21 protein-coding genes are annotated in these 17,184 nt (G+C 66.4%); 16 read left to right on the plus strand and 5 right to left on the minus strand.

The genetic code is table 11. The features are described 5' to 3' along the window. The first annotated feature begins 51 nt into the window (after positions 1-51). The 3 genes from ACT6UX_RS05405 (at position 52) to ACT6UX_RS05415 (ending at position 2,777) form a co-directional block, all read left to right on the plus strand. Entirely contained in the window at positions 52-972 is a 921-nt protein-coding gene (locus ACT6UX_RS05405; protein ID WP_444774108.1) for a LysR family transcriptional regulator, read from the plus strand. A 107-nt stretch (positions 973-1,079) separates the two neighbouring features. Beyond that, positions 1,080-2,027 (plus strand): Bug family tripartite tricarboxylate transporter substrate binding protein, encoded by a 948-nt coding sequence (locus ACT6UX_RS05410; protein ID WP_444774109.1) that lies wholly within the window; start codon positions 1,080-1,082, stop codon positions 2,025-2,027. A gap of 21 nt (positions 2,028-2,048) precedes the next feature. Further along, positions 2,049-2,777: a DUF1028 domain-containing protein gene (locus ACT6UX_RS05415; RefSeq protein ID WP_444774110.1), complete on the plus strand. Its 729-nt coding sequence runs from the start codon at positions 2,049-2,051 to the stop codon at positions 2,775-2,777. Positions 2,778-2,789: 12 nt separating this feature from the next. Here ACT6UX_RS05415 and ACT6UX_RS05420 read toward each other — a convergent pair whose 3' ends face one another. Then, entirely contained in the window at positions 2,790-4,313 is a 1,524-nt protein-coding gene (locus ACT6UX_RS05420) for a M81 family metallopeptidase (protein ID WP_444774111.1), read from the minus strand. A 91-nt stretch (positions 4,314-4,404) separates the two neighbouring features. Here ACT6UX_RS05420 and ACT6UX_RS05425 point away from each other — a divergent pair, with 91 nt between their 5' ends. From ACT6UX_RS05425 to ACT6UX_RS05445, 5 genes are all read left to right on the plus strand, one after another. Next, positions 4,405-4,788, plus strand: coding sequence for a hypothetical protein (locus ACT6UX_RS05425; RefSeq protein ID WP_444774112.1), 384 nt, complete (start codon positions 4,405-4,407; stop codon positions 4,786-4,788). 168 nt (positions 4,789-4,956) lie between these two features. Beyond that, entirely contained in the window at positions 4,957-6,357 is a 1,401-nt protein-coding gene (locus ACT6UX_RS05430) for a sensor histidine kinase (protein ID WP_444774113.1), read from the plus strand. A gap of 9 nt (positions 6,358-6,366) precedes the next feature. Continuing rightward, positions 6,367-6,807 carry a response regulator gene (locus ACT6UX_RS05435; protein ID WP_422014103.1) on the plus strand — a complete coding sequence of 147 codons (441 nt, stop codon included), beginning with the start codon at positions 6,367-6,369 and terminating at the stop codon, positions 6,805-6,807. A gap of 2 nt (positions 6,808-6,809) precedes the next feature. Next, positions 6,810-7,844 carry a sensor histidine kinase gene (locus tag ACT6UX_RS05440; RefSeq protein ID WP_444774114.1) on the plus strand — a complete coding sequence of 345 codons (1,035 nt, stop codon included), beginning with the start codon at positions 6,810-6,812 and terminating at the stop codon, positions 7,842-7,844. A gap of 17 nt (positions 7,845-7,861) precedes the next feature. After that, positions 7,862-8,170, plus strand: a complete 309-nt coding sequence (locus ACT6UX_RS05445; RefSeq protein WP_444774115.1) for a hypothetical protein — start codon at positions 7,862-7,864, stop codon at positions 8,168-8,170. Between the two features lie 2 nt (positions 8,171-8,172). Here ACT6UX_RS05445 and ACT6UX_RS05450 read toward each other — a convergent pair whose 3' ends face one another. Then, positions 8,173-9,066, minus strand: coding sequence for an NAD(P)-dependent oxidoreductase (locus ACT6UX_RS05450; RefSeq protein WP_444774116.1), 894 nt, complete (start codon positions 9,064-9,066; stop codon positions 8,173-8,175). 1 nt (position 9,067) lies between these two features. After that, the gene (locus ACT6UX_RS05455) at positions 9,068-9,397 is read right to left on the minus strand and encodes a DHCW motif cupin fold protein (RefSeq protein ID WP_444774117.1); all 330 of its coding nucleotides are present in this window, start codon (positions 9,395-9,397) and stop codon (positions 9,068-9,070) included. 51 nt (positions 9,398-9,448) lie between these two features. Between ACT6UX_RS05455 and mdcA the strand changes: the two genes are divergently transcribed. From mdcA to mdcB, 6 genes are read left to right on the plus strand one after another with little or no spacing between them, the layout of a single operon-like run. Then, the gene (gene mdcA / locus ACT6UX_RS05460; protein WP_444774118.1) at positions 9,449-11,098 is read left to right on the plus strand and encodes a malonate decarboxylase subunit alpha; all 1,650 of its coding nucleotides are present in this window, start codon (positions 9,449-9,451) and stop codon (positions 11,096-11,098) included. Positions 11,099-11,109: 11 nt separating this feature from the next. Then, complete coding sequence (mdcC, locus tag ACT6UX_RS05465; protein WP_444774119.1) at positions 11,110-11,433, plus strand: malonate decarboxylase acyl carrier protein; 324 nt, start codon at positions 11,110-11,112, stop codon at positions 11,431-11,433. Beyond that, complete coding sequence (locus ACT6UX_RS05470; protein WP_444774120.1) at positions 11,430-12,308, plus strand: biotin-independent malonate decarboxylase subunit beta; 879 nt, start codon at positions 11,430-11,432, stop codon at positions 12,306-12,308. The genes mdcC and ACT6UX_RS05470 overlap by 4 nt, the downstream gene beginning before the upstream one ends. Positions 12,309-12,311: 3 nt before the next feature. Then, positions 12,312-13,052 (plus strand): biotin-independent malonate decarboxylase subunit gamma, encoded by a 741-nt coding sequence (locus ACT6UX_RS05475; RefSeq protein WP_444774121.1) that lies wholly within the window; start codon positions 12,312-12,314, stop codon positions 13,050-13,052. Next, positions 13,049-13,684: a malonate decarboxylase holo-[acyl-carrier-protein] synthase gene (gene mdcG, locus ACT6UX_RS05480; protein WP_444774122.1), complete on the plus strand. Its 636-nt coding sequence runs from the start codon at positions 13,049-13,051 to the stop codon at positions 13,682-13,684. Before ACT6UX_RS05475 ends, mdcG begins: the two co-directional genes overlap by 4 nt. After that, positions 13,681-14,511 carry a triphosphoribosyl-dephospho-CoA synthase MdcB gene (gene mdcB, locus ACT6UX_RS05485; protein ID WP_444774123.1) on the plus strand — a complete coding sequence of 277 codons (831 nt, stop codon included), beginning with the start codon at positions 13,681-13,683 and terminating at the stop codon, positions 14,509-14,511. The genes mdcG and mdcB overlap by 4 nt, the downstream gene beginning before the upstream one ends. Here mdcB and ACT6UX_RS05490 read toward each other — a convergent pair. Next, positions 14,508-15,131, minus strand: a complete 624-nt coding sequence (locus ACT6UX_RS05490; RefSeq protein WP_444774124.1) for an HAD-IA family hydrolase — start codon at positions 15,129-15,131, stop codon at positions 14,508-14,510. The two genes, mdcB and ACT6UX_RS05490, sit on opposite strands and share 4 nt — an antisense overlap. 8 nt (positions 15,132-15,139) lie before the next feature. On the opposite strand from ACT6UX_RS05490, the gene ACT6UX_RS05495 reads away from it, so the two are divergent. Beyond that, on the plus strand, positions 15,140-15,730 hold the full coding sequence (locus tag ACT6UX_RS05495; RefSeq protein WP_444774125.1) for a GNAT family N-acetyltransferase: 591 nt from the start codon (positions 15,140-15,142) through the stop codon (positions 15,728-15,730). A gap of 12 nt (positions 15,731-15,742) precedes the next feature. Here ACT6UX_RS05495 and ACT6UX_RS05500 read toward each other — a convergent pair whose 3' ends face one another. Beyond that, complete coding sequence (locus tag ACT6UX_RS05500; protein ID WP_444774126.1) at positions 15,743-16,363, minus strand: TetR/AcrR family transcriptional regulator; 621 nt, start codon at positions 16,361-16,363, stop codon at positions 15,743-15,745. 116 nt (positions 16,364-16,479) lie between these two features. On the opposite strand from ACT6UX_RS05500, the gene ACT6UX_RS05505 reads away from it, so the two are divergent. Beyond that, positions 16,480-17,106 carry a LysE family translocator gene (locus ACT6UX_RS05505; RefSeq protein ID WP_444774127.1) on the plus strand — a complete coding sequence of 209 codons (627 nt, stop codon included), beginning with the start codon at positions 16,480-16,482 and terminating at the stop codon, positions 17,104-17,106. Positions 17,107-17,184 lie beyond the last annotated feature (78 nt).

The following is a 17,184-nucleotide window of genomic DNA, read 5'->3' on the forward strand; positions in this document are numbered from 1 at the left end:
GCCTTCCGTGCTAGGCAGGTTGCAGAAGCACAAGACAGTGGGTGAGCAGAGATGGACTTGCGCCAGTTGCAGACCCTGCTCGTGGTGGCCGAAGTCGGCAGCCTGAAGAAGGCCTCCGAGCGACTGCGCATCGTCGAGACGGCCCTCAGCCGCCAGATCCGCCTTCTCGAGGCGGAGTTCCGCACCCCCCTGTTTCGCCGCCACGGTCGCGGCCTCACTCCGACCGAGGCGGGACGTCATCTGATCGAGCGTGCGCAACCCATCCTTGCGTCACTCGATCAGCTCAAGGCGGAGATGCAGTCTTCCCATGAGGCCATCGCCGGCAAGGTTGCCGTCGGCATTCCCTGGCTCCTGCTCGACACGCTGAGCACACGCCTGGCGACCGGCTTCATGCCACGCCATCCCGCGGTCAACATCCGACTGGTCGGCGGCGTGTCGACCCAGCTGCAGCGCATGCTGCAAGCCGGCGATCTCGACGTTGCGTTGTTCTTCGACAGGAAAGCAACGCCAGGGCCGCCCCTGAGACCGTTGTTCTCCGAGCGCCTCCTCCTGGCCGGTGACCGCTCCCGCGACTACCGGCTGGATCGGCCGCTGCCCTTTTCACATCTGGCCGACGTGTCGCTGGCCTTGCCGGACACCAGCGAGTCCTTTCGGCGGCATCTGGAGGCGCTTGCAAGAGAGCGCGGGATGTCCCTCGACGTGCGTTTCGAGGTCGGCGCACTCCAGGCGTTGCGAACGCTGGCTGCCAACGGGTTGGCCCATGTATTCGTCTCGCTTCATGCGGTGCGGGCCGATCTCGAAAGCGGCAAACTCTCGGCCGCGCCGATCGACGATCCTCCGATCGTCCGCACGCTGATGCTCGGTCTCTCCGGCGATCGTAAGCCGTCGCGCGCGGCGCGGCACCTGGCCGACGTCCTCGGCGAGGAGATCGCCGCGATGGTCTCCGCCAGCAGCTTCCTAATCGCCGGCTGAGAGACGGGCCAGCCTGCGAATCCTGCGCAGCCTGCCTTATCCCCTTTGCCAACGTCCGGAGACGCCGGGCCTTGTATTGAGGAGGCTCCACATCCGGGAGCTGTACCATGAACGGCATCGGCCGCCTCTGTGTCTTCCTGCTGACTCTGATGTTTGCCGCGCCGTCATCGGCTCAATCGGGTTGGCCCGGCGGCCCCATCTCCATCGTGGTCCCCTACGCGGCGGGCGGCATCACGGACACTCTCGCCCGAATCGTGGCGGAGCGACTCTCCGCGCGCCTTGGCGTATCGGTCATCGCCGACAATCGAGCCGGTGCCGGCGGTGTCATCGCCTCCCAGCTCGTCGCCGGTGCCAAACCCGACGGCCGTACCCTTCTGATGAACAGCAGCGCCATTCTGCCGGTGGCCGCCAACATGAAGGACCTCCGCTTCGATCCGACGAAGGATCTCGCCGCCGTGGCCTTCGTGGCCGGCCTGCCGAGCGTGCTCGTGGTTCATCCCTCCGTGCCGGCGAACGACATGCCGGAATTCCTGGCCTACCTGCGTGCCAATCCCGGCAAGCTGAACTGCGGCATCCTGGGCGAAGGCGGCGGCGACCATCAGGCCTGTCTCGCCCTTGAGAAAGCCGCCGGCAGCCGGATGGAGCATCTCATTTATCGGGGATTGCCGCCGCTCAACCTCGACCTGCTGGCCGGCGTCATTCAGGTCAACGTCGGCTCGGCGGCCGTGCAGATGCCGCTGGTGCGCGACGGCAAGCTCCGCGTCCTGGCGACGGCGATGGCACATCGCGTGCCGGACTTTCCCGACGTGCCCACCCTGCTGGAATCGGGCGTGCCCATCGACGCGCTGGCAATCAACGCGCTCTTCGCACCGGCCGCGACGCCGCCTGACGTGATCGCCCGGCTGAACGCGGAGATATCGGCAATCCTGAGCGAGCCGGAGGTACGCCGCCGCATCGAGGCCATGGGCCTGTTGCTCGGCCCACCCGATGTGGAATCGCTGCGCGCCACGTTCCAGCGCGACTGGGAGCGCGCGAAGGCCGCCCTGAAACCCTGACGTTCTGGAAAGGAAGAAGAAATGACTTACTCCATCGTTGCCTGCTGTCCGCGCAGCGGCCAGTACGGCGTGGCCGTCGCGACCTATTCGCCCATGGTCGGGAGTGCCGTGCCGCTGGTCGTCGGAAGGCGTGCCGCCGTGGCCTATCAGGTGGTTGCCTCCCCCATTCACCGGGCCTTGGCCGGCCAGTTGCTCTCAGCGGGGGCCTCGGCCGAAGGCGCGCTGGCGGAACTCGCCATCAAGGATCCCTATTGGCAGAGCCGCCAGGTGACGCTGGTCGACATGTTCGGCCGCGTCGCCGGCTTCACCGGAGCGAATGCCCCTGCGCATTGCGGCCACCGGCTCGGCGAAGGGTTCGCCGTCGCCGGGAACGTCCTCACCGAGACCTGCCTGGACGACACGTGGAAAGAGTTCAGCGCCACCCAGGGTGGTGAGCTTTCACTGGCGGAGCGACTGGTGCGCGCCCTGGAAGCCGGCGCGCGCTCGAACGGGCAGCCGGAAGGGCTGACGTCAGCCGCGCTTCTTGTCCACGGGCCCGAACCCGTGCCGCTCGTGGATCTGCGAGTCGACGTCCACGATGCGCCGGTCAAGGAACTACGCCGCATATGGGAGTTCGTCAGCCCGCTGCAGGGCTTCTATCTCCAGCGCAAGACCAACCCCGCGGGACTGCCGCGCTGGTGGCAAAGACGCATGGAAGTGGTCCCCGGCTGGAAGCCCAATCACCTGGTGAAGGTCGTTCCCCAGCAATAGCCGGGAGAGCCCTCAGCCGCCGTGCACGGGTCCCATGGGCTTCAGGCGGATGCCCTTGCGCAGGTGCTTGTAGGGCATGTCCACAGGATCGGTGATGTGGGCGCCGGTCGATTGCACGACCAGGATCGTCTCGGCGATCGGCTGGAAGTCGGCGCGGAAATGAACCGTCGACTTGAGCGCCAGGATCGGCACCTTCGAAGGCTCGACCCCGACCGCGCGGAACATTTCCTGGTCAGCCGCCTGTACGCGCTTGCACGCGATGACGGCAGACACGCCCGACGCCTCGTCGGTCAAGAGCGCCATCGGCCCGATCTGGAACTTGGCGCCGCCGTAGAACGGGCCGGTGCCGGTGAAGACGCCGTCACTCAGTTTGACCACGCGCCAGTCGGCTTCGACCGGCTTTTCGCCGCCGTACCCAACGACCGCACCGATGCCGCGGCGCATGACGTTGCCTTCGCCGGTTGCGACAGCCTCCTTCGCCGCGCCCTCGTCGACGATCATGCCGATCACCGCGCCCTTGGCCTTGTTACGCATCAGGGCCGCCAGCAGGCCGATCGTGTCGGAAGTGCCGCCGGCACCGGGATTGTCCTGCACGTCGGCCAGAACGATCGGCTTCGTGGCATTCTTCGAGAGTTCGATGGCCCGCAGCGCGGCCTGGTCGGGATCGAGCAACTCGCCGTCGAACGCCTTCTCCTGCGCCTTGACCGTGGCGGCGAGCTTATCGGCCGCGGCCTCGACGGCCTCCTTGTCGTGGCCGTACACGACCAGCGCCGGGCCGCACTGGGCGATGTCGGCCGGCGGGAAACCCGGCGTGTGGGTGACGCTGACGATTCCCTGGTTGTGGCTCTTCTCTCCGGCCTCGAGTTCGCCCACCAGGTCGAAGATGCCCTTGGCCGGCTCGATGAAGGTGCACTGCCAGACCAGCGGGATCAGGAAGTCGAGCTGGCGGTAGGCGCGATAGACCGGCCGCTTCTCGCGCAGCAGCTTGTCCAGCAGTTCGATCGCGCGGCTGCCGGTCACCGCCATGTCGATATGCGGATAGGTGCGATAGCCGACAAGCGCCGTGGCGAGCTTGGCCATCTCGGGCGTCAGGTTGGCGTGATAGTCGAGGCTGGCCACGATCGGCAGCTCCTCGCCCACGAGGCCGCGAATCCGGCGCAGCAACTCGCCCTCCCCGTCCTCGGTGTTCTCGGCGACCATGGCGCCGTGCAGGTCGAGATAGATCGCGTCGAACGGTCCGTGCTTCTTCAGATCCTCGTCGAACAATGCCCACATCTTCTCGTAGGCGTCCTCGGTCACGTAGGAGGCCGGCGATGCGGCCGCCCAGGCGAGCGGCACGATCTCGTGCCCCAGCTCCGTCAGCTTCCTGACCGCGCCGGCGATCGGGATGTTGAAGCCCTCGACCCCGGGAATCATCTCGGCGCCGCGCAGCAATGGCGGCCAGGCATCGGCGCGCACGAATTCCTCCCAGGTCGCCTGCTGCGGCGCAAAGGTGTTCGTCTCATGCTGAAAACCGCCAACCGCGATCCGCGCCATCCCAAATCTCCCCGAAAGCAATTCTATCCTCGCTGCGGACAGTATTACGCATGTGAGGCAGCGATTGCGAGACACCTGCGTTGCGTGCGGCATGCGCAGTCTGTCGTGGCCGGCCTTCCTCAAGAATTTTCCGCAAGGGCATCTCGTCGTCGCCGTAGCGGTCGACGTGGGCGCCGACGAGATCGGAAGCCGCCGACTGCGTGGTCTCCGTGACCTGCTCCACCGCGTCATCGGACGCATGGCCGTGTCGAAGGGTGGCTTCGCCCTGACGGTCTCGCGGGCCTCCGGATTCCCGGAAATCCTGTGTGGGTTCGAGGCACGTGCCGATGCCGACGCCCTGTCGGTCTTGTCGAACGCCCAGCCAACGGACCGCTACCCGGGATTCGCCACGCAACAGGTCTTCGATCTCGACACCGCGATGGAGGCGGCACTTCGCGCCGGTTTGCTGAGCGATGGGGACATCGACCAGCGCTGAACGTTGCAGATGGACGTGCAACTTCCTTTCCGTATTATCCTGGCCGATGCCTGAAGGCCCGCAGGTATCCGTATTGCCTCTGCGAGTCCCTCAGCTTTCATGCCCCTGTTCGCTTCATCGTTCGCCCGCCGGACGATCGCCTTCCTCGCCGCCGGCGTGCTTGCGCTTTTGGCCATCGTCGCCGTTTCGGCATGGCTTTCCGTCCGCACGGCGCAACATGCCGAAGAGGCCGTGGTGGAGCGCGATGTACGCGCTCTCACCACTAATCTCCTGGCATCGACCATCGACGCCGAGACGGGGCAGCGCGGCTATCTGCTGACCGGCGAGTCCCGCTATCTCAATCCGTTCGAGCGTGCGCAGCCGCGGCTGCGCAAGGACATCGCCACCCTGCGGGAGCTCGTGGCCAGAGACCCCACACAGTTGGCCGCAGTCGACGAGCTCTCCGAAGTGCTCGATGCCAAGATGGCGGAGCTGACCGAGACCATCGAACAGGCAAAAGCCGGCCAGCGCGACGCAGCGATCCAAACCGTCTTGTCGGATCGTGGGCGGCTGCTCATGGAAAAGGCGCGAACACAGCTTGCCCACCTGATCGCGAATGCCGAAGGCAGGGTTACCGCCCGTCTGGAGGCGGTGACCGACGGCGCCGAGATTCTCACCTGGGTCACAGCGGCGGGCAGTCTCCTGATCGTCCTGTTCGCCGCCGGCGCTTCCTGGACGGTGGTGCAGTACACGCGGGACCTGGTGGCAGCCCGGGCAGAACTGCAGGCCCTGAACGTCGGTCTGGAGGAGCGCGTCGCGGAACGCACCGAGGCCCTCACCCGCGCCAACGACGAGATCCAGCGCTTCGCCTACATCGTGAGCCACGACCTGCGTTCGCCGCTGGTGAACATCATGGGCTTCACCAGCGAACTGGAAGCCGCCATGAAGTCGGTCGGGCCCTTCGTCGCCGGCGACACCAAACTTGCGGACAAGGCCCGACTGGCGACCGAGGAGGACATCCCTGAGGCCCTGCGTTTCATACGAGCGTCGACCGGCAAGATGGACGGGCTGATCAATGCCATCCTCAAGCTGTCCCGCGAGGGACGCCGCGAGCTGCGCCCGGAACCGGTCGATCTCGTCACGCTCTTCAAGAATGCCGCCGCCAGCGTTCGACATCAAACCGAAGAGGTCGGCGCAGAGATCGCGGTCCCTTCATCGGCCCCTGCCCTCTTCAGCGACAGACTGGCGATGGAGCAGGTCGTCGGCAACGTCGTGGACAATGCGGTCAAGTATCTGGCGCGCGACCGGCCCGGACGCATCGTGATCACCACCGGCGAGACCGCCCGTCGCGTGCAGATCGACATCACCGACAATGGCCGCGGCATCGCCGAACAGGACCATGAGCGCATCTTCGAGCTGTTCCGCCGAGCGGGTGCCCAGGATCGGCCCGGCGAAGGAATCGGCCTCGCCCATGTCCGTGCGCTGGTACGACGGCTGGGCGGCGATATTACCGTGCAGTCCGAACTTGGTCGCGGTACGACGTTTCGGATAGATTTGCCGCGACGGCTGAGACTCAACGAAAACAGGTAGAGGCTGCGAATGAACGCCAAGCCCGTTTCCATCGTCATGGTGGAAGACGACGAAGGCCATGCGAGGCTGATCGAGCGCAATATCCGTCGCGCCGGCGTCAACAACGAGATCGTCGCCTTCAAGGACGGGACCTCGGCACTGGCATACCTGTTCGGCGCCGACGGAAGCGGCGAGGAAAGCAGCGCGCGCTCGTTGCTCATCCTGCTCGACCTCAACCTGCCCGACATGACCGGCGTGGACATTCTCGCGAAGGTCAAATCGAACACGCACCTCAAGCGTTCGCCCGTCATCGTGCTGACGACGACCGACGACCAGCGCGAGATCAAGCGCTGCTACGACCTCGGCGCCAACGTCTACATCACCAAGCCGGTGAACTACGAGAGCTTCGCCAATGCCATCCAGCAGCTCGGCCTCTTCCTCTCCGTGATGCAGGTTCCGGCCACCGATTGACGATGGATCAGGTCCGCGTCCTCTACATCGACGACGATGCGGGTATCGGCAGGCTGGTGGAGCGCGCGCTCGCGCCGCACGGCATCAGCATCCGGCACGTCGCCTCCGGGGACGAGGGGATTGCGCTCCTGGCCGGCGAAAAATTTGATGCCATCGCCCTCGATCACAATCTGACCAATGAGACGGGTCTCGACGTGCTGGCAAAGATCCAGCGCGTCACCGTCGACCTGCCGGTGGTCTATGTGACCGGCTCTGAAGATGCGCGCGTCGCCGTGGCCGCGCTCAAAGCAGGCGCCGCCGACTATGTCTGGAAGGATGTGCAAGGCCATTTCCGCGAGTTGCTCGGCTCGGCCATCCGCTCCTCCCTGCAGCAGCAACGGCTCAAGGCCGAGGCGGAAGAAGCCCAGCGCACGATCCGCGAGGCCCGCGACCGCGCCGAACTGCTGCTGCACGAGGTCAATCACCGCGTCGCCAACTCGCTGGCGCTGGTGGCCTCCCTGGCTCGCCTGCAGGCCAACGCCGTCCAGGACGAATCGGCTCGCAGCGCCCTGATGGAAATGCAGGCGCGCATCATGGCGGTGGCGGGCATCCATCGCCGCCTCTACACCTCGTCGGACGTCCGGATCGTCGAACTCGGCTCGTATCTGATGAGTCTGGTCGACGAGCTGAGCGCCGCCATCGACGCCGCCGACAAGAAGAACACCGTAGCCCTGCATGCCGATGCCGACATCCGCGTACCCACCGACAAGGCCGTGTCGATCGGCGTGATCGTCACCGAACTGCTGACCAACGCCTACAAATACGCCTATCCCGCCGCGATGCGCGGTGAGATCCGGGTAATCCTTCAGAAGATCGGCGAAGACACCGTCTCTCTCGCGGTGGAGGACGACGGCGTGGGCTGGAAAGGCTCCGGGGCGGCGCAGGGCACCGGCCTGGGAACGCGCGTCGTCACCGCGATGGCCGCAAACCTCCAGTCCAAGGTCGAGTACGACACCGGCGTCGAAGGCACGCGCGCCAGCCTGCGGTTCAGGCTGTAGGGCGCCGCGCAGCGTCCTTGCGAGCCATCGCTCTTTTCCTGTTGTTTGCGGTGGTAGCCTGCGCCGGCCCCGGCCCCTGGCAGAAGCCCGGCACCACGCCCTCCGACGCCTCGAACGATCTCGCCTCCTGCCGACAGGAAGCCCTGGCCGCCATCGATCGCCTCTACTCGTTCAGCTTTCCGTACCCCTACCCGCTGGGCTGGAACGGCGGCCGGCAGGTCGGCTATCTCGAATGGCAGCAGCGCGTCGAAACCTTCAAAGCCTACGAGGAGGCCCGCCTCGCAGCCGCCTGCATGCACGAGAAGGGATATCGGGAAGCCGGGTAGCGTCAGGCGCCGCCTTTGCCGGTTGCGTCCTCGATCGCCTTGAGCAGGACCGGCCAGTACTCCTCGCCATGGCCCAGTTCCACGGCGCGCTCCATCACCTCGCGCGCCACGTCGGCACCGAGGGCCGGCACGCCGGCCTGCTCGGCCATGTCGATGGCATAGCTCAGGTCCTTCAGGGCGTACTTGGTGGAGAAGGCCCGCTCCGGGAAGACACCCGTCAGCAGCGCCTTCATGCCGTGGTTGCGCAGCGCGAAGGAATCGGCCGAGCCCTTGGTCAGCGTCTCGAACAAGATCTTGCCGTCGACGCCGTTCGCGCGGGCGATCGACAGGCCCTCTGCGAGTGCGACCACGGTCTGGAACAGGACCATGTTGTTCAGGATTTTGACGGTCTGGCCCGCGCCGACGTCGCCGCAATGCGTGACCTCGCTCGCCATGTGGCTCAGCAGCGGCGCGATGCGCTCGAAAGTCGGCGCGGTCGCCCCCACCATGATCGAGAGCGTACCGTCGATCGCGGCCTGCCGGGTGCGCGCGACCGGGGCGTCGACGAAGGCCGAAGCCTTGCCCTGGAACTCCTCGTAGAGACGCCGCGCCAGGATCGGCGGCGCCGTGCTGAGGTCGACCACCGTCCAGCCGAGCCTGGCCTTCGAGACCAGGCCGCTGTCGCCCAGGCAGACTTCCTCGACTTCCCTGCCGCCCGGCAGGGAGAGGAAAATCGTCCGGCAGCTCGAGGCAATCTCCTCGACCGAGGCCGTCTTCACGCCATCGGCCGCCAGCCGCTCGAGAGGCGCCTTGTCACGATCGGCGGCGAGGACGGTCATACCGCTCTTGCGCGCGAGATTGCGGCACATGGGTTCGCCCATGGTGCCCACGCCGATAAATCCGATCATGTCCGTCATGTCAGTCCACTATGAAGAGTTTGGCACCGGTCGCCGTGCTCGACCGGTGACCGAGCGTGTTGTCGGCGACTTGGTAACTCTGGCCCTGTTTCAACTCCACTGTCTTGCCGTTGGCGAGCTCGGTCGACAGCTCGCCTTCGAGCACCAGCAGGATGTGGCCCTTCTGGCACCAGTGATCCGCCAGGTAGCCGGGCGTATACTCTACGATCCGCACGCGGATGTTGTTGAAGGTCCTGGTCCGCCAGAACGCCTTGCCGGTCTCGCCCGGATGTTCGGTGCGCTCGACGGCTTCCCAATCGGTCGTGCCGAAGGGTATTTCAAACATAAGCATCCTTCGCTCTAGCACATTGACCGGCTCCAACGGATAGACGAAAAACGTCACATGATCACTGCAAAATCGGCGAAGCGCCGCCAGAACAAGTCCGAGCGGATCGCACGGGTCGGCAAGCTGGCGCGCGGTAAATTCGTGAGCCCGGGGAATGTGCCGGAGGTGCTACGGCGCATCATCGAGCCCGGTGACATCCTCTGCCTCGAGGGCGACAACCAGAAGCAGGCGGACTTTCTCGCCAACCAGCTCGCGACGCTCGGCAAGAAGGACCTTCGCGACATCCATCTGGTGATGTCCTGCATCACCCTGCCGGCCCATATCGAGCTCTTCAACAAGGGCATGATCAAGCAGGTCGACTTCTGCTACGCCGGCCCACAGGGCACCGCCGTCGCCGATCTCGTGAAGGCGAAGAAGTTCCCGGTTGGCGCGATCCACACCTACAACGAGCTGTACGCGCGCTATTACATCGACCTGACGCCGCGCGTGGCGCTGATTGCCGCGGCGAAGGCCGATCGCAAGGGCAACCTCTTCCTCGCCGCCAATACCGAGGAGACGCCCGCGATCGTCGAGCCGACCGCCTTTTCCGACGGCATCGTCTTCGCCCAGGTCAACGAGATCGTCGACAAGCTGCCGCGCATCGACGTTCCGGCCGACCAGGTCGACCTCGTCGTCGAGGCCCCCTACCCGATGCATCTCCAGGCGCTTTTCACGCGCGACCCGGCCGCCATCACCGACGTCCAGGTGCTGATGGCCATGGTGGCGCTGCGCGGCATCTACGAGAAGTACGAGGTTCAGTCGCTGAATCACGGCGTCGGCTTCAACACGGCCGCCATTGAGTTGCTGCTGCCGACCTTCGGCGAACGGCTCGGCCTCAAGGGCAAGATCTGCAAGTACTGGATGGTCAACCCGCTGCCGACGATGATCCCCGCCATCGAGTCCGGCTGGGTCGAGAGCGTCTTCGCCGTCGGCGGCGAGGTCGGCATGGAGCGCTACACCGCGGCGCGCTCCGACGTCTTCTTCACCGGGCGCGACGGCAGTTTCCATTCCAACCGAGCGATGGGCCAGCTCGCCGGCCACTACGCCATCGACATGTTCATCGGCGCCTCGCTGCAGATCGACATCAACGGCAACTCCTCGACCGTCTCCAAGAACCGCATCACCGGCTTCGGCGGTGCGCCCAACATGGGCTGCCAGCCGACCGGCCGCCGCCATCCGACGAAAGCCTGGCTGAAGGCCGGCGCGGAAGCCAATCCCGGCCCTGGCTCGCCGCCCGGTCGCAAGCTCGTCGTCCAGATGGTCGAGACTTTCCAGGCCGGCCGCGTGCCGACCTTCGTCGAGGAACTCGACGCCACCGACCCGGGCATTCGCAAGGCGCTGCACGGTGTCACGCCCGTGATGATCTATGGCGACGACGTCACCCACATCGTCACCGAGGAAGGTATCGCGAACCTCGCGGCCTGCCGGTCCGTCGCCGAACGTCAGGCGGCCATCCGAGCGGTCGCCGGCTACACGCCAGTCGGACTCAAGCGCAAGAAACGTGAGACCGAAGACCTGCGGGCACGCGGCATCGTCCAGTTGCCCGAGGATGTCGGCGTGCGCCCGTCTGAGGCGAGCCGCAGCCTGCTGGCCACACAGGACATCAAGGGCCTGGTGCGCTGGTCGAACGGGCTCTACGACCCGCCCCCACAATTCGTCGACTGGTAGGACCGATCAGCATGGAAAAGTTCGCCAAGTCTTTCCCCTCCAAGCCGCTCGGCGCCAAGACAGCCAAGCCGTGGGCGCTCGCGGGCGTCGTCGGCTCCGGCAATCTGGAAGTCCTCATGGAGCGTGGCGGCAAGCCCGCTGACGCGATGGAGTGCCAAGTCGAAACCTCGATTCCCGGCTACAAGGCCTCCTGGCTAGCGGCTCTCGCCGACTTCGCCCACCACTATCCGGCCGGTGGGACGAAGATCACGATCAACGACCAGGGCGCCCCGCCCGTGCTCGTCAATCTGCGCCTGCGCCAGGCTTACGACCATCTCACCAAGGGCGACAAATGACCGGCGCACCACTTTTCCACGAACTGACCGCGCGCCAGCGCATCGCGGCCCTTGCCGACCCGGGCTCCTTCACCGAGCTGTTGCCGCCGCCGGAGCGGCTGACCAGCCCCTACCTGGCCCAGCTCGGCATCCCGGTGTCTTTCGACGATGGCATCGTGATCGGCCATGCCAGGATCAAGGGCAAGAAGGTGTACCTCGCCGCCCAGGTCGGCCAGTTCGTCGGCGGCGCCGTCGGCGAGATCCACGGCGCGAAGCTCACGGGCCTGTTCAAGGCCGCCGCGCGCGACGAGGTGCCGTGCGTGCTGATCATCGAGAGCGGCGGCGTGCGCCTGCACGAAGGCTCGTCCGGCGAGATCGCCATCGCCGAAACGATGCGCGCCATCTTCGAATGCCGCGCGCTGAAGGTCCCGACCATCGCCGTCATCGCCACCGATATCGGCGCCTATGGTGGCATCGGTATCCTGTCGACCTGTTGCGACTTCCGCGTCATGACCGAGCACGGCCGCCTCGGCATCTCCGGTCCGATCGTGATCGAGAAGTGGATGGGCAAGAAGGCCTACGATTCCGCCAATCGCGCGTTGGTCTGGAAGACGAGCGGCGGCAAGACCAAGTACCTGCTGGGCGATGCCGATGCGCTGGTGCATGACACGGCCGACGCGGTGCGCGACGGCATTTCCAAGCTCCTCGGGAAGTCTCGCGCCGTCAGCCTCACCGCCGTCAAGGCGCGCCAGAAGGAACTTGCGAAGAGGCTGAAGAAGTTCGGCGCGGCGACCGATCCGGACGCCGTCTGGAAGGGCATGGGCGTGCGGAACATCGAAGCCGCGTCCCTGGCCTCCGGGCCGGAGTTCGCTGCCCTCGCCAAGCGTGGGAAGTAGGTCATGAAGAAACCGACACCGAAGAAGCCGTCCGCCCGCGCCGTGCTGAACCGCCTGTTCGGCGCCTCCGCCACCGGTATCGCCATCGAGAAATCCGTGCTGGCGGGCTACGCCATGGTCGGTGGCAGCAAGGTCTGTGTCATCGGCACCTGCGATGGCACCTACATCGACAACGAGGCCGCGTTGCGCCTCGCGGCTCATGTGATCGAGTGCATCGAGCGCCAGCCGAAGACGCCGATCGTCATGCTGGTCGACAGCGCCGGCCAGGAGCCGAACCGCGTCGCCGAGATGCTGGGCCTCGCCAGCTACTTCGGCCATCTCCTGTCCTGCCTCCAACTGGCACGTCGCAAGGGCCACAAGCTCATTACCGTCGCGACCGGCCAAGCCGTGGGCGGCGCCTTCCTCTGCTACGGCATGTTCGCCGACCGGATCTACGCCCTCGACCAGGCCAGCGTCGGGCTGATGCCGATCGCGGCGATGTCGGCGGTGACCAAGATCCCCGCGCCCGTTCTCGAGAAACTCTCGAAGACGATGCCGTCGCTCGAATTCGGCGCCGCGCCCTTCGCTTTGCTGGGCGGCGTCGAGGAAGTCTGGTCGGAGAAGGATGACGTGCCGGCGAAGCTCGCCGCTGCCATCGCCGCCTCGTCGACCGAGGACAATCGCGCCGAACTCGGCAAGCAGCGCGGCGGCCGCAAGCTCGCCCTCGATATCCGCAAAAAGGTCCTCGCCGAATCGGCGCGATGACCGGCCTTCGCCGCCACACGCTGGTCTGGCTGTCGCAGGCGCCCGGAGCGGACACCGAAGACGATCGCGCCCGGGCGGCCCGCTGGCATGAGGCCAGCCGTCCCTTCGTCGTGACTCGCCGCCGGGACGATGGACTCGATGTCGGGCTGGGTTTCTGCACCACCGATCCCGCCCGCCCCGACCTGCGGCCACGCCGCGTGGCAGCCCGCATCGATCCCGATCGTATCGTTCGCCACGCCCGTCCGCCCGGCCTCGCGGAGATCGCACGCTGCCCCGCCGCGACGACGAAGGCCGACTCCTTTTCCCGCCTGATCTCGGCCGCAGCCCCCGCCGGTCTCGACATCCGTGTCTACGGAAGCTGGATGTGGCAGGCCCTGACCGGCGAACGCCATGTCCACGAGGCGTCCGATCTCGACCTGGTGATCGACGTCGCCGACCTAGAGGGCGCCGGGCGGACAGCGGCCTTCCTCGCAGGCGCAGAACAGGACCTCGCCTTTCGCATCGACGGCGAACTGTCCTTCCCCGGCGTCGGGGAGGTTCAATGGCGCGAACTTCTCCAGGACAAGGACGAAGTCCTCCTGAAGTCGGTCGACACGCTGAAGCTCGTGCCGCGCTCCCAGATCGGACGATGAGCCTGGACGACCAGGCGATTGCCCGCGCGGCGGTCACGGCGATGCGCGACGAGCTGCAGGCCTATCCCAAGCCCGGCCTCGTCAGCCCCGTCGATTCCGGCGCTCACGCCGACATGGATTTCGGCCTGATGTGCCGGTCGGCCGATTCGCTGCTGCCTGCCTTCGTTGCCCTCGCCGCGGCGGGCCGCGCCGGCCGCTCGTTCGACCAGAGCCTCGTCCCGCTCGGCATCGAGGCCGAGCACGGCATGCTGGCCGTCACCGGCGGCATCAACACGCATCGCGGCGCCATCTTCTCGGTCGGCCTGATCGTCGCCGCCATCGCCCGAGCGCTGGCACTCTCTCCCGTGCTCTCTCCAGACGCCGTTCGCGCGGCGCTCACGGAAACCTGGGGCGACGCGCTCAACGCGCATGCCGAACGCGACCATGAGGCCAGCCATGGCGGCCTCGTGCGCCGCCGGACCGGCCGCGACGGTGCCCGCCGTGAGGCGGCTCGTGCCTTTCCCAGCGTGTTCGAACTAGGTGTCCCCGCCTATCGGCGCGCCCGGGAAACCGGCCTCGACGACAATGCCGCCGGCATCCAGACCCTGTTCGCCCTGATGGCGTCGATCGACGACACGACGGTTCTCTATCGCGGCGGCCTCGAAGCGGGCTCTTTCGTGCGCCAGTCGGCGGCGGACTTCCTGGCCGACGGCGGCTGCCACCAGCCTGGCTGGTTCGAGAAAGCAGAAACGCTGCACCGCGCCTTTATCGCACGAAACCTGTCGGCCGGCGGCTCTGCCGACCTGCTGGCCTGCACGCTCCTCATCTCGCGCTGCTGCGAGGACTAACCCCAGCCCGCCAGCGCGCGTTCGAGACTTTCCGGCCCGCGGTAGAGCATGGCGCGCCAGCCGGCCATGCGGGCGCCGTCGACGTTGCTGGTCTTGTCATCGACGAACAGGATCGACTGCGCGACCGTGACGCCCATCCGGGCCTGCGCGTTGGTGTAGAAGACGCGCTCGGGCTTGCAGACGCCCAGCGCCGCCGAATAGACGATCTCGTCGAAATGCGCGCCGAGCCCCATCCGGTCGCGCAGATAGGCGATGCGATGATGCTCCTGGTTGGTCGCCGCAAAGACGCGGCCGCCGGTGCGCTGGCGCCAGGCGTCGGCCTGGGCGAGCACGCCGCGGTCGATATCGGAGTCCTTCTCGAACCAGTAGGAGACGAATTCCTCGAGCCGGTCGGCCAGGCCCTTGGTTTCGAAATACTCATGCAGCGCCACGTAAAGGTCGAGCCGGCCGCGCAGGACCTCCATGAATTCCGGCTTCAGGAAGAATTCCGGCGCCAGCTCCTCATCATGACTGAGGCCCCAGTCCTCTTTGAGCGTGGCGTACCACGGGTGCGGCGAGCCCGGCTGGGCGAGCGAGACGACACCATCGATATCGAGGACGAGGATGGGGCTGGAACTCATGGGCCGGCATGCTACAGCACCCTGCCTGTCAAAAGGAAAGTCCGTTGCAGCTCATTGTGCCCGATCTCGCCCATCTCGAAGGGTATACCGACGCGCTCCGCCGCGGCTGGTCACCCGACAATGTGCGGGTCGACGAGGCGCCACGCGAGGAGCTCGCTCGCATCGAGGCCGATCCGACGGGGTTCGTAGCCTCGCTCGACGATCCCGAAGCCAAGGCCGGCCCGGTCACCCTGCCCGACGGCACGATGGTCCCGCGGATGCCGGGCTATCGGCGCTGGATGTGGGATGGCGAGTTCTGCGGCTCGATCGGCTTTCGCTGGCAGCCGGGGACGGCGGCGCTCCCCTCGTACGTTCTTGGCCATATCGGCTATGCTGTGGCGCCCTGGAAGCGCCGCCGGGGCTACGCGACCCTGGCGCTCGGAATGCTCCTGAAGGAGGTCCGGCAGCACGGACTGCCCCATGTCGACCTGACGACCGATCCCGACAACCTGCCGTCGCAGAAGGTCATCACCGCCAATGGCGGCGTCCTCGTCGAGCGCTTTGCCAAGGTCGCCGCGCACGGCGGGACAGAGGCGTTGCTGTTCCGCATCCCTCTCTGAGCATCGGTCGGCTCAGGGCCGGGCGAGACGCGCCACGGTGTCAGCCATCGCCGCAAGGGCAGCGAGGCCCCGGGCCTTCAGGGCCCTCGAGGAATCGCGGCGCCCGATCTCTCCTTCGAGCACCAAGGTGATGAACCCGTGCATGGTGCCCCAGGCAAGGTCGGCTGCCTGCTGGCGCACTTCGTCTGCCGCGTCGCCGACCACGTCGTCGAGAACGGCCGCCAGGAGCCGACGGACGCTCTCAGCACCCTCATCCCCTTCCTTGGGCTCGATGTGGTTCGCCTCGCGGCTGAACATGAGCTGGAACAGCGTGGGATTGGCGGCGGCAAACGCCATGTAGCCGACGCCAAGGCCTACCAGTCGCGCCGCGGGTTCATCGTCCGCTGCCCGCGCGGCTTCGGTCGTCATGGCCGCCGTCAGTTCCGCGAAACCGCGACGGACCAGTTCGGCCAGCAAGTCGTCCATCGACGCGAAATGGTGCGCAGGCGCCGCATGGGAGACTTCGGCCCGGCGGGCGCACTCTCGCAGCGTGAAGCCTCGGATTCCCTTTTCCTCGACGAGCTTGCGCCCTGCCACCACCAGCGCCTCGCGCAAATCGCCATGGTGGTAGCCTCGCGGCTTGGAACGGGTCATTCAGCCTCCAGCAGGATCGCACACACTATAAACTTGACGATGATAGGAGGCCAATTTTCGGCTGACGTTAACGTCGGGTCATGGCTTTATGACCCAAGTTTACGAGGTTTTTATTTATGTCCTTTGAAGCCTGGATCGCCTTCGCGGCAGCGTCGAGCGTTCTTCTGGTGATCCCGGGGCCAACCGTGCTCCTGGTCGTGTCCTATGCCCTTGGACAGGGCTGGCGCACCGCGCTGCCGATGGCCATCGGCGTCGCCTTGGGCGACTTCACGGCCATGACCCTCTCGATGCTGGGACTAGGCGCCCTCCTGGCCACCTCGGCCACGCTGTTTACTCTCCTGAAATGGGCGGGAGCGGCCTATCTGGTCTATCTTGGTATCAAGCTCTGGCGCGCCGGCGGCACCCTGGACGCCGCCCCGCGGACCGATACGGTCTCCGCCGCGAAGATGCTGGGCCACGCCTGGCTGGTGACGGCCCTCAATCCGAAGAGCATCACCTTTTTCGTAGCCTTCCTGCCCGCCTTCCTAGATCCCAGGGCGGACTTCCTCACCCAGATGCTGGTCTTCGAAACGACGTTCCTGGTGCTGGCCTTCGCCAATGCCTTCGGTTACGCGCTGGTCGCCTCGCGGGCACGGCGGTTCGCTTCGGACCCGCGCACCATTGGCGTCGTCAACAAGGTGGGCGGCGGGCTCCTTGTCGGCGCCGGCGTGGCGACCGTCAGCCTCGCCGGAACACGTAGCTAGGCTTCAGCGCGCCGGTTCGCTGACGAAGGCGATCTTGGAGAGGCCGCCTTTGGAGGCGTCGGCCAGGGTCTCGGAGAC

The organism is Reyranella sp. (genome assembly GCF_052439685.1).
Classification (GTDB): Bacteria; Pseudomonadota; Alphaproteobacteria; order Reyranellales; family Reyranellaceae; genus Reyranella.

Coding starts and splice junctions, on each gene's coding strand:
- ACT6UX_RS05405 (WP_444774108.1), top strand. CDS start 52: ATGGACTTGCGCCAGTTGCAGACCCTGCTCGTGGTGGCCGAAGTCGGC.
- ACT6UX_RS05410 (WP_444774109.1), top strand. CDS start 1,080: ATGAACGGCATCGGCCGCCTCTGTGTCTTCCTGCTGACTCTGATGTTT.
- ACT6UX_RS05415 (WP_444774110.1), top strand. CDS start 2,049: ATGACTTACTCCATCGTTGCCTGCTGTCCGCGCAGCGGCCAGTACGGC.
- ACT6UX_RS05420 (WP_444774111.1), bottom strand. CDS start 4,313: ATGGCGCGGATCGCGGTTGGCGGTTTTCAGCATGAGACGAACACCTTT.
- ACT6UX_RS05425 (WP_444774112.1), top strand. CDS start 4,405: ATGCGCAGTCTGTCGTGGCCGGCCTTCCTCAAGAATTTTCCGCAAGGG.
- ACT6UX_RS05435 (WP_422014103.1), top strand. CDS start 6,367: ATGAACGCCAAGCCCGTTTCCATCGTCATGGTGGAAGACGACGAAGGC.
- ACT6UX_RS05440 (WP_444774114.1), top strand. CDS start 6,810: ATGGATCAGGTCCGCGTCCTCTACATCGACGACGATGCGGGTATCGGC.
- ACT6UX_RS05450 (WP_444774116.1), bottom strand. CDS start 9,066: ATGACGGACATGATCGGATTTATCGGCGTGGGCACCATGGGCGAACCC.
- ACT6UX_RS05455 (WP_444774117.1), bottom strand. CDS start 9,397: ATGCTTATGTTTGAAATACCCTTCGGCACGACCGATTGGGAAGCCGTC.
- mdcA (WP_444774118.1), top strand. CDS start 9,449: ATGATCACTGCAAAATCGGCGAAGCGCCGCCAGAACAAGTCCGAGCGG.
- mdcC (WP_444774119.1), top strand. CDS start 11,110: ATGGAAAAGTTCGCCAAGTCTTTCCCCTCCAAGCCGCTCGGCGCCAAG.
- ACT6UX_RS05470 (WP_444774120.1), top strand. CDS start 11,430: ATGACCGGCGCACCACTTTTCCACGAACTGACCGCGCGCCAGCGCATC.
- ACT6UX_RS05475 (WP_444774121.1), top strand. CDS start 12,312: ATGAAGAAACCGACACCGAAGAAGCCGTCCGCCCGCGCCGTGCTGAAC.
- mdcG (WP_444774122.1), top strand. CDS start 13,049: ATGACCGGCCTTCGCCGCCACACGCTGGTCTGGCTGTCGCAGGCGCCC.
- mdcB (WP_444774123.1), top strand. CDS start 13,681: ATGAGCCTGGACGACCAGGCGATTGCCCGCGCGGCGGTCACGGCGATG.
- ACT6UX_RS05490 (WP_444774124.1), bottom strand. CDS start 15,131: ATGAGTTCCAGCCCCATCCTCGTCCTCGATATCGATGGTGTCGTCTCG.
- ACT6UX_RS05495 (WP_444774125.1), top strand. CDS start 15,140: ATGCTACAGCACCCTGCCTGTCAAAAGGAAAGTCCGTTGCAGCTCATT.
- ACT6UX_RS05500 (WP_444774126.1), bottom strand. CDS start 16,363: ATGACCCGTTCCAAGCCGCGAGGCTACCACCATGGCGATTTGCGCGAG.
- ACT6UX_RS05505 (WP_444774127.1), top strand. CDS start 16,480: ATGTCCTTTGAAGCCTGGATCGCCTTCGCGGCAGCGTCGAGCGTTCTT.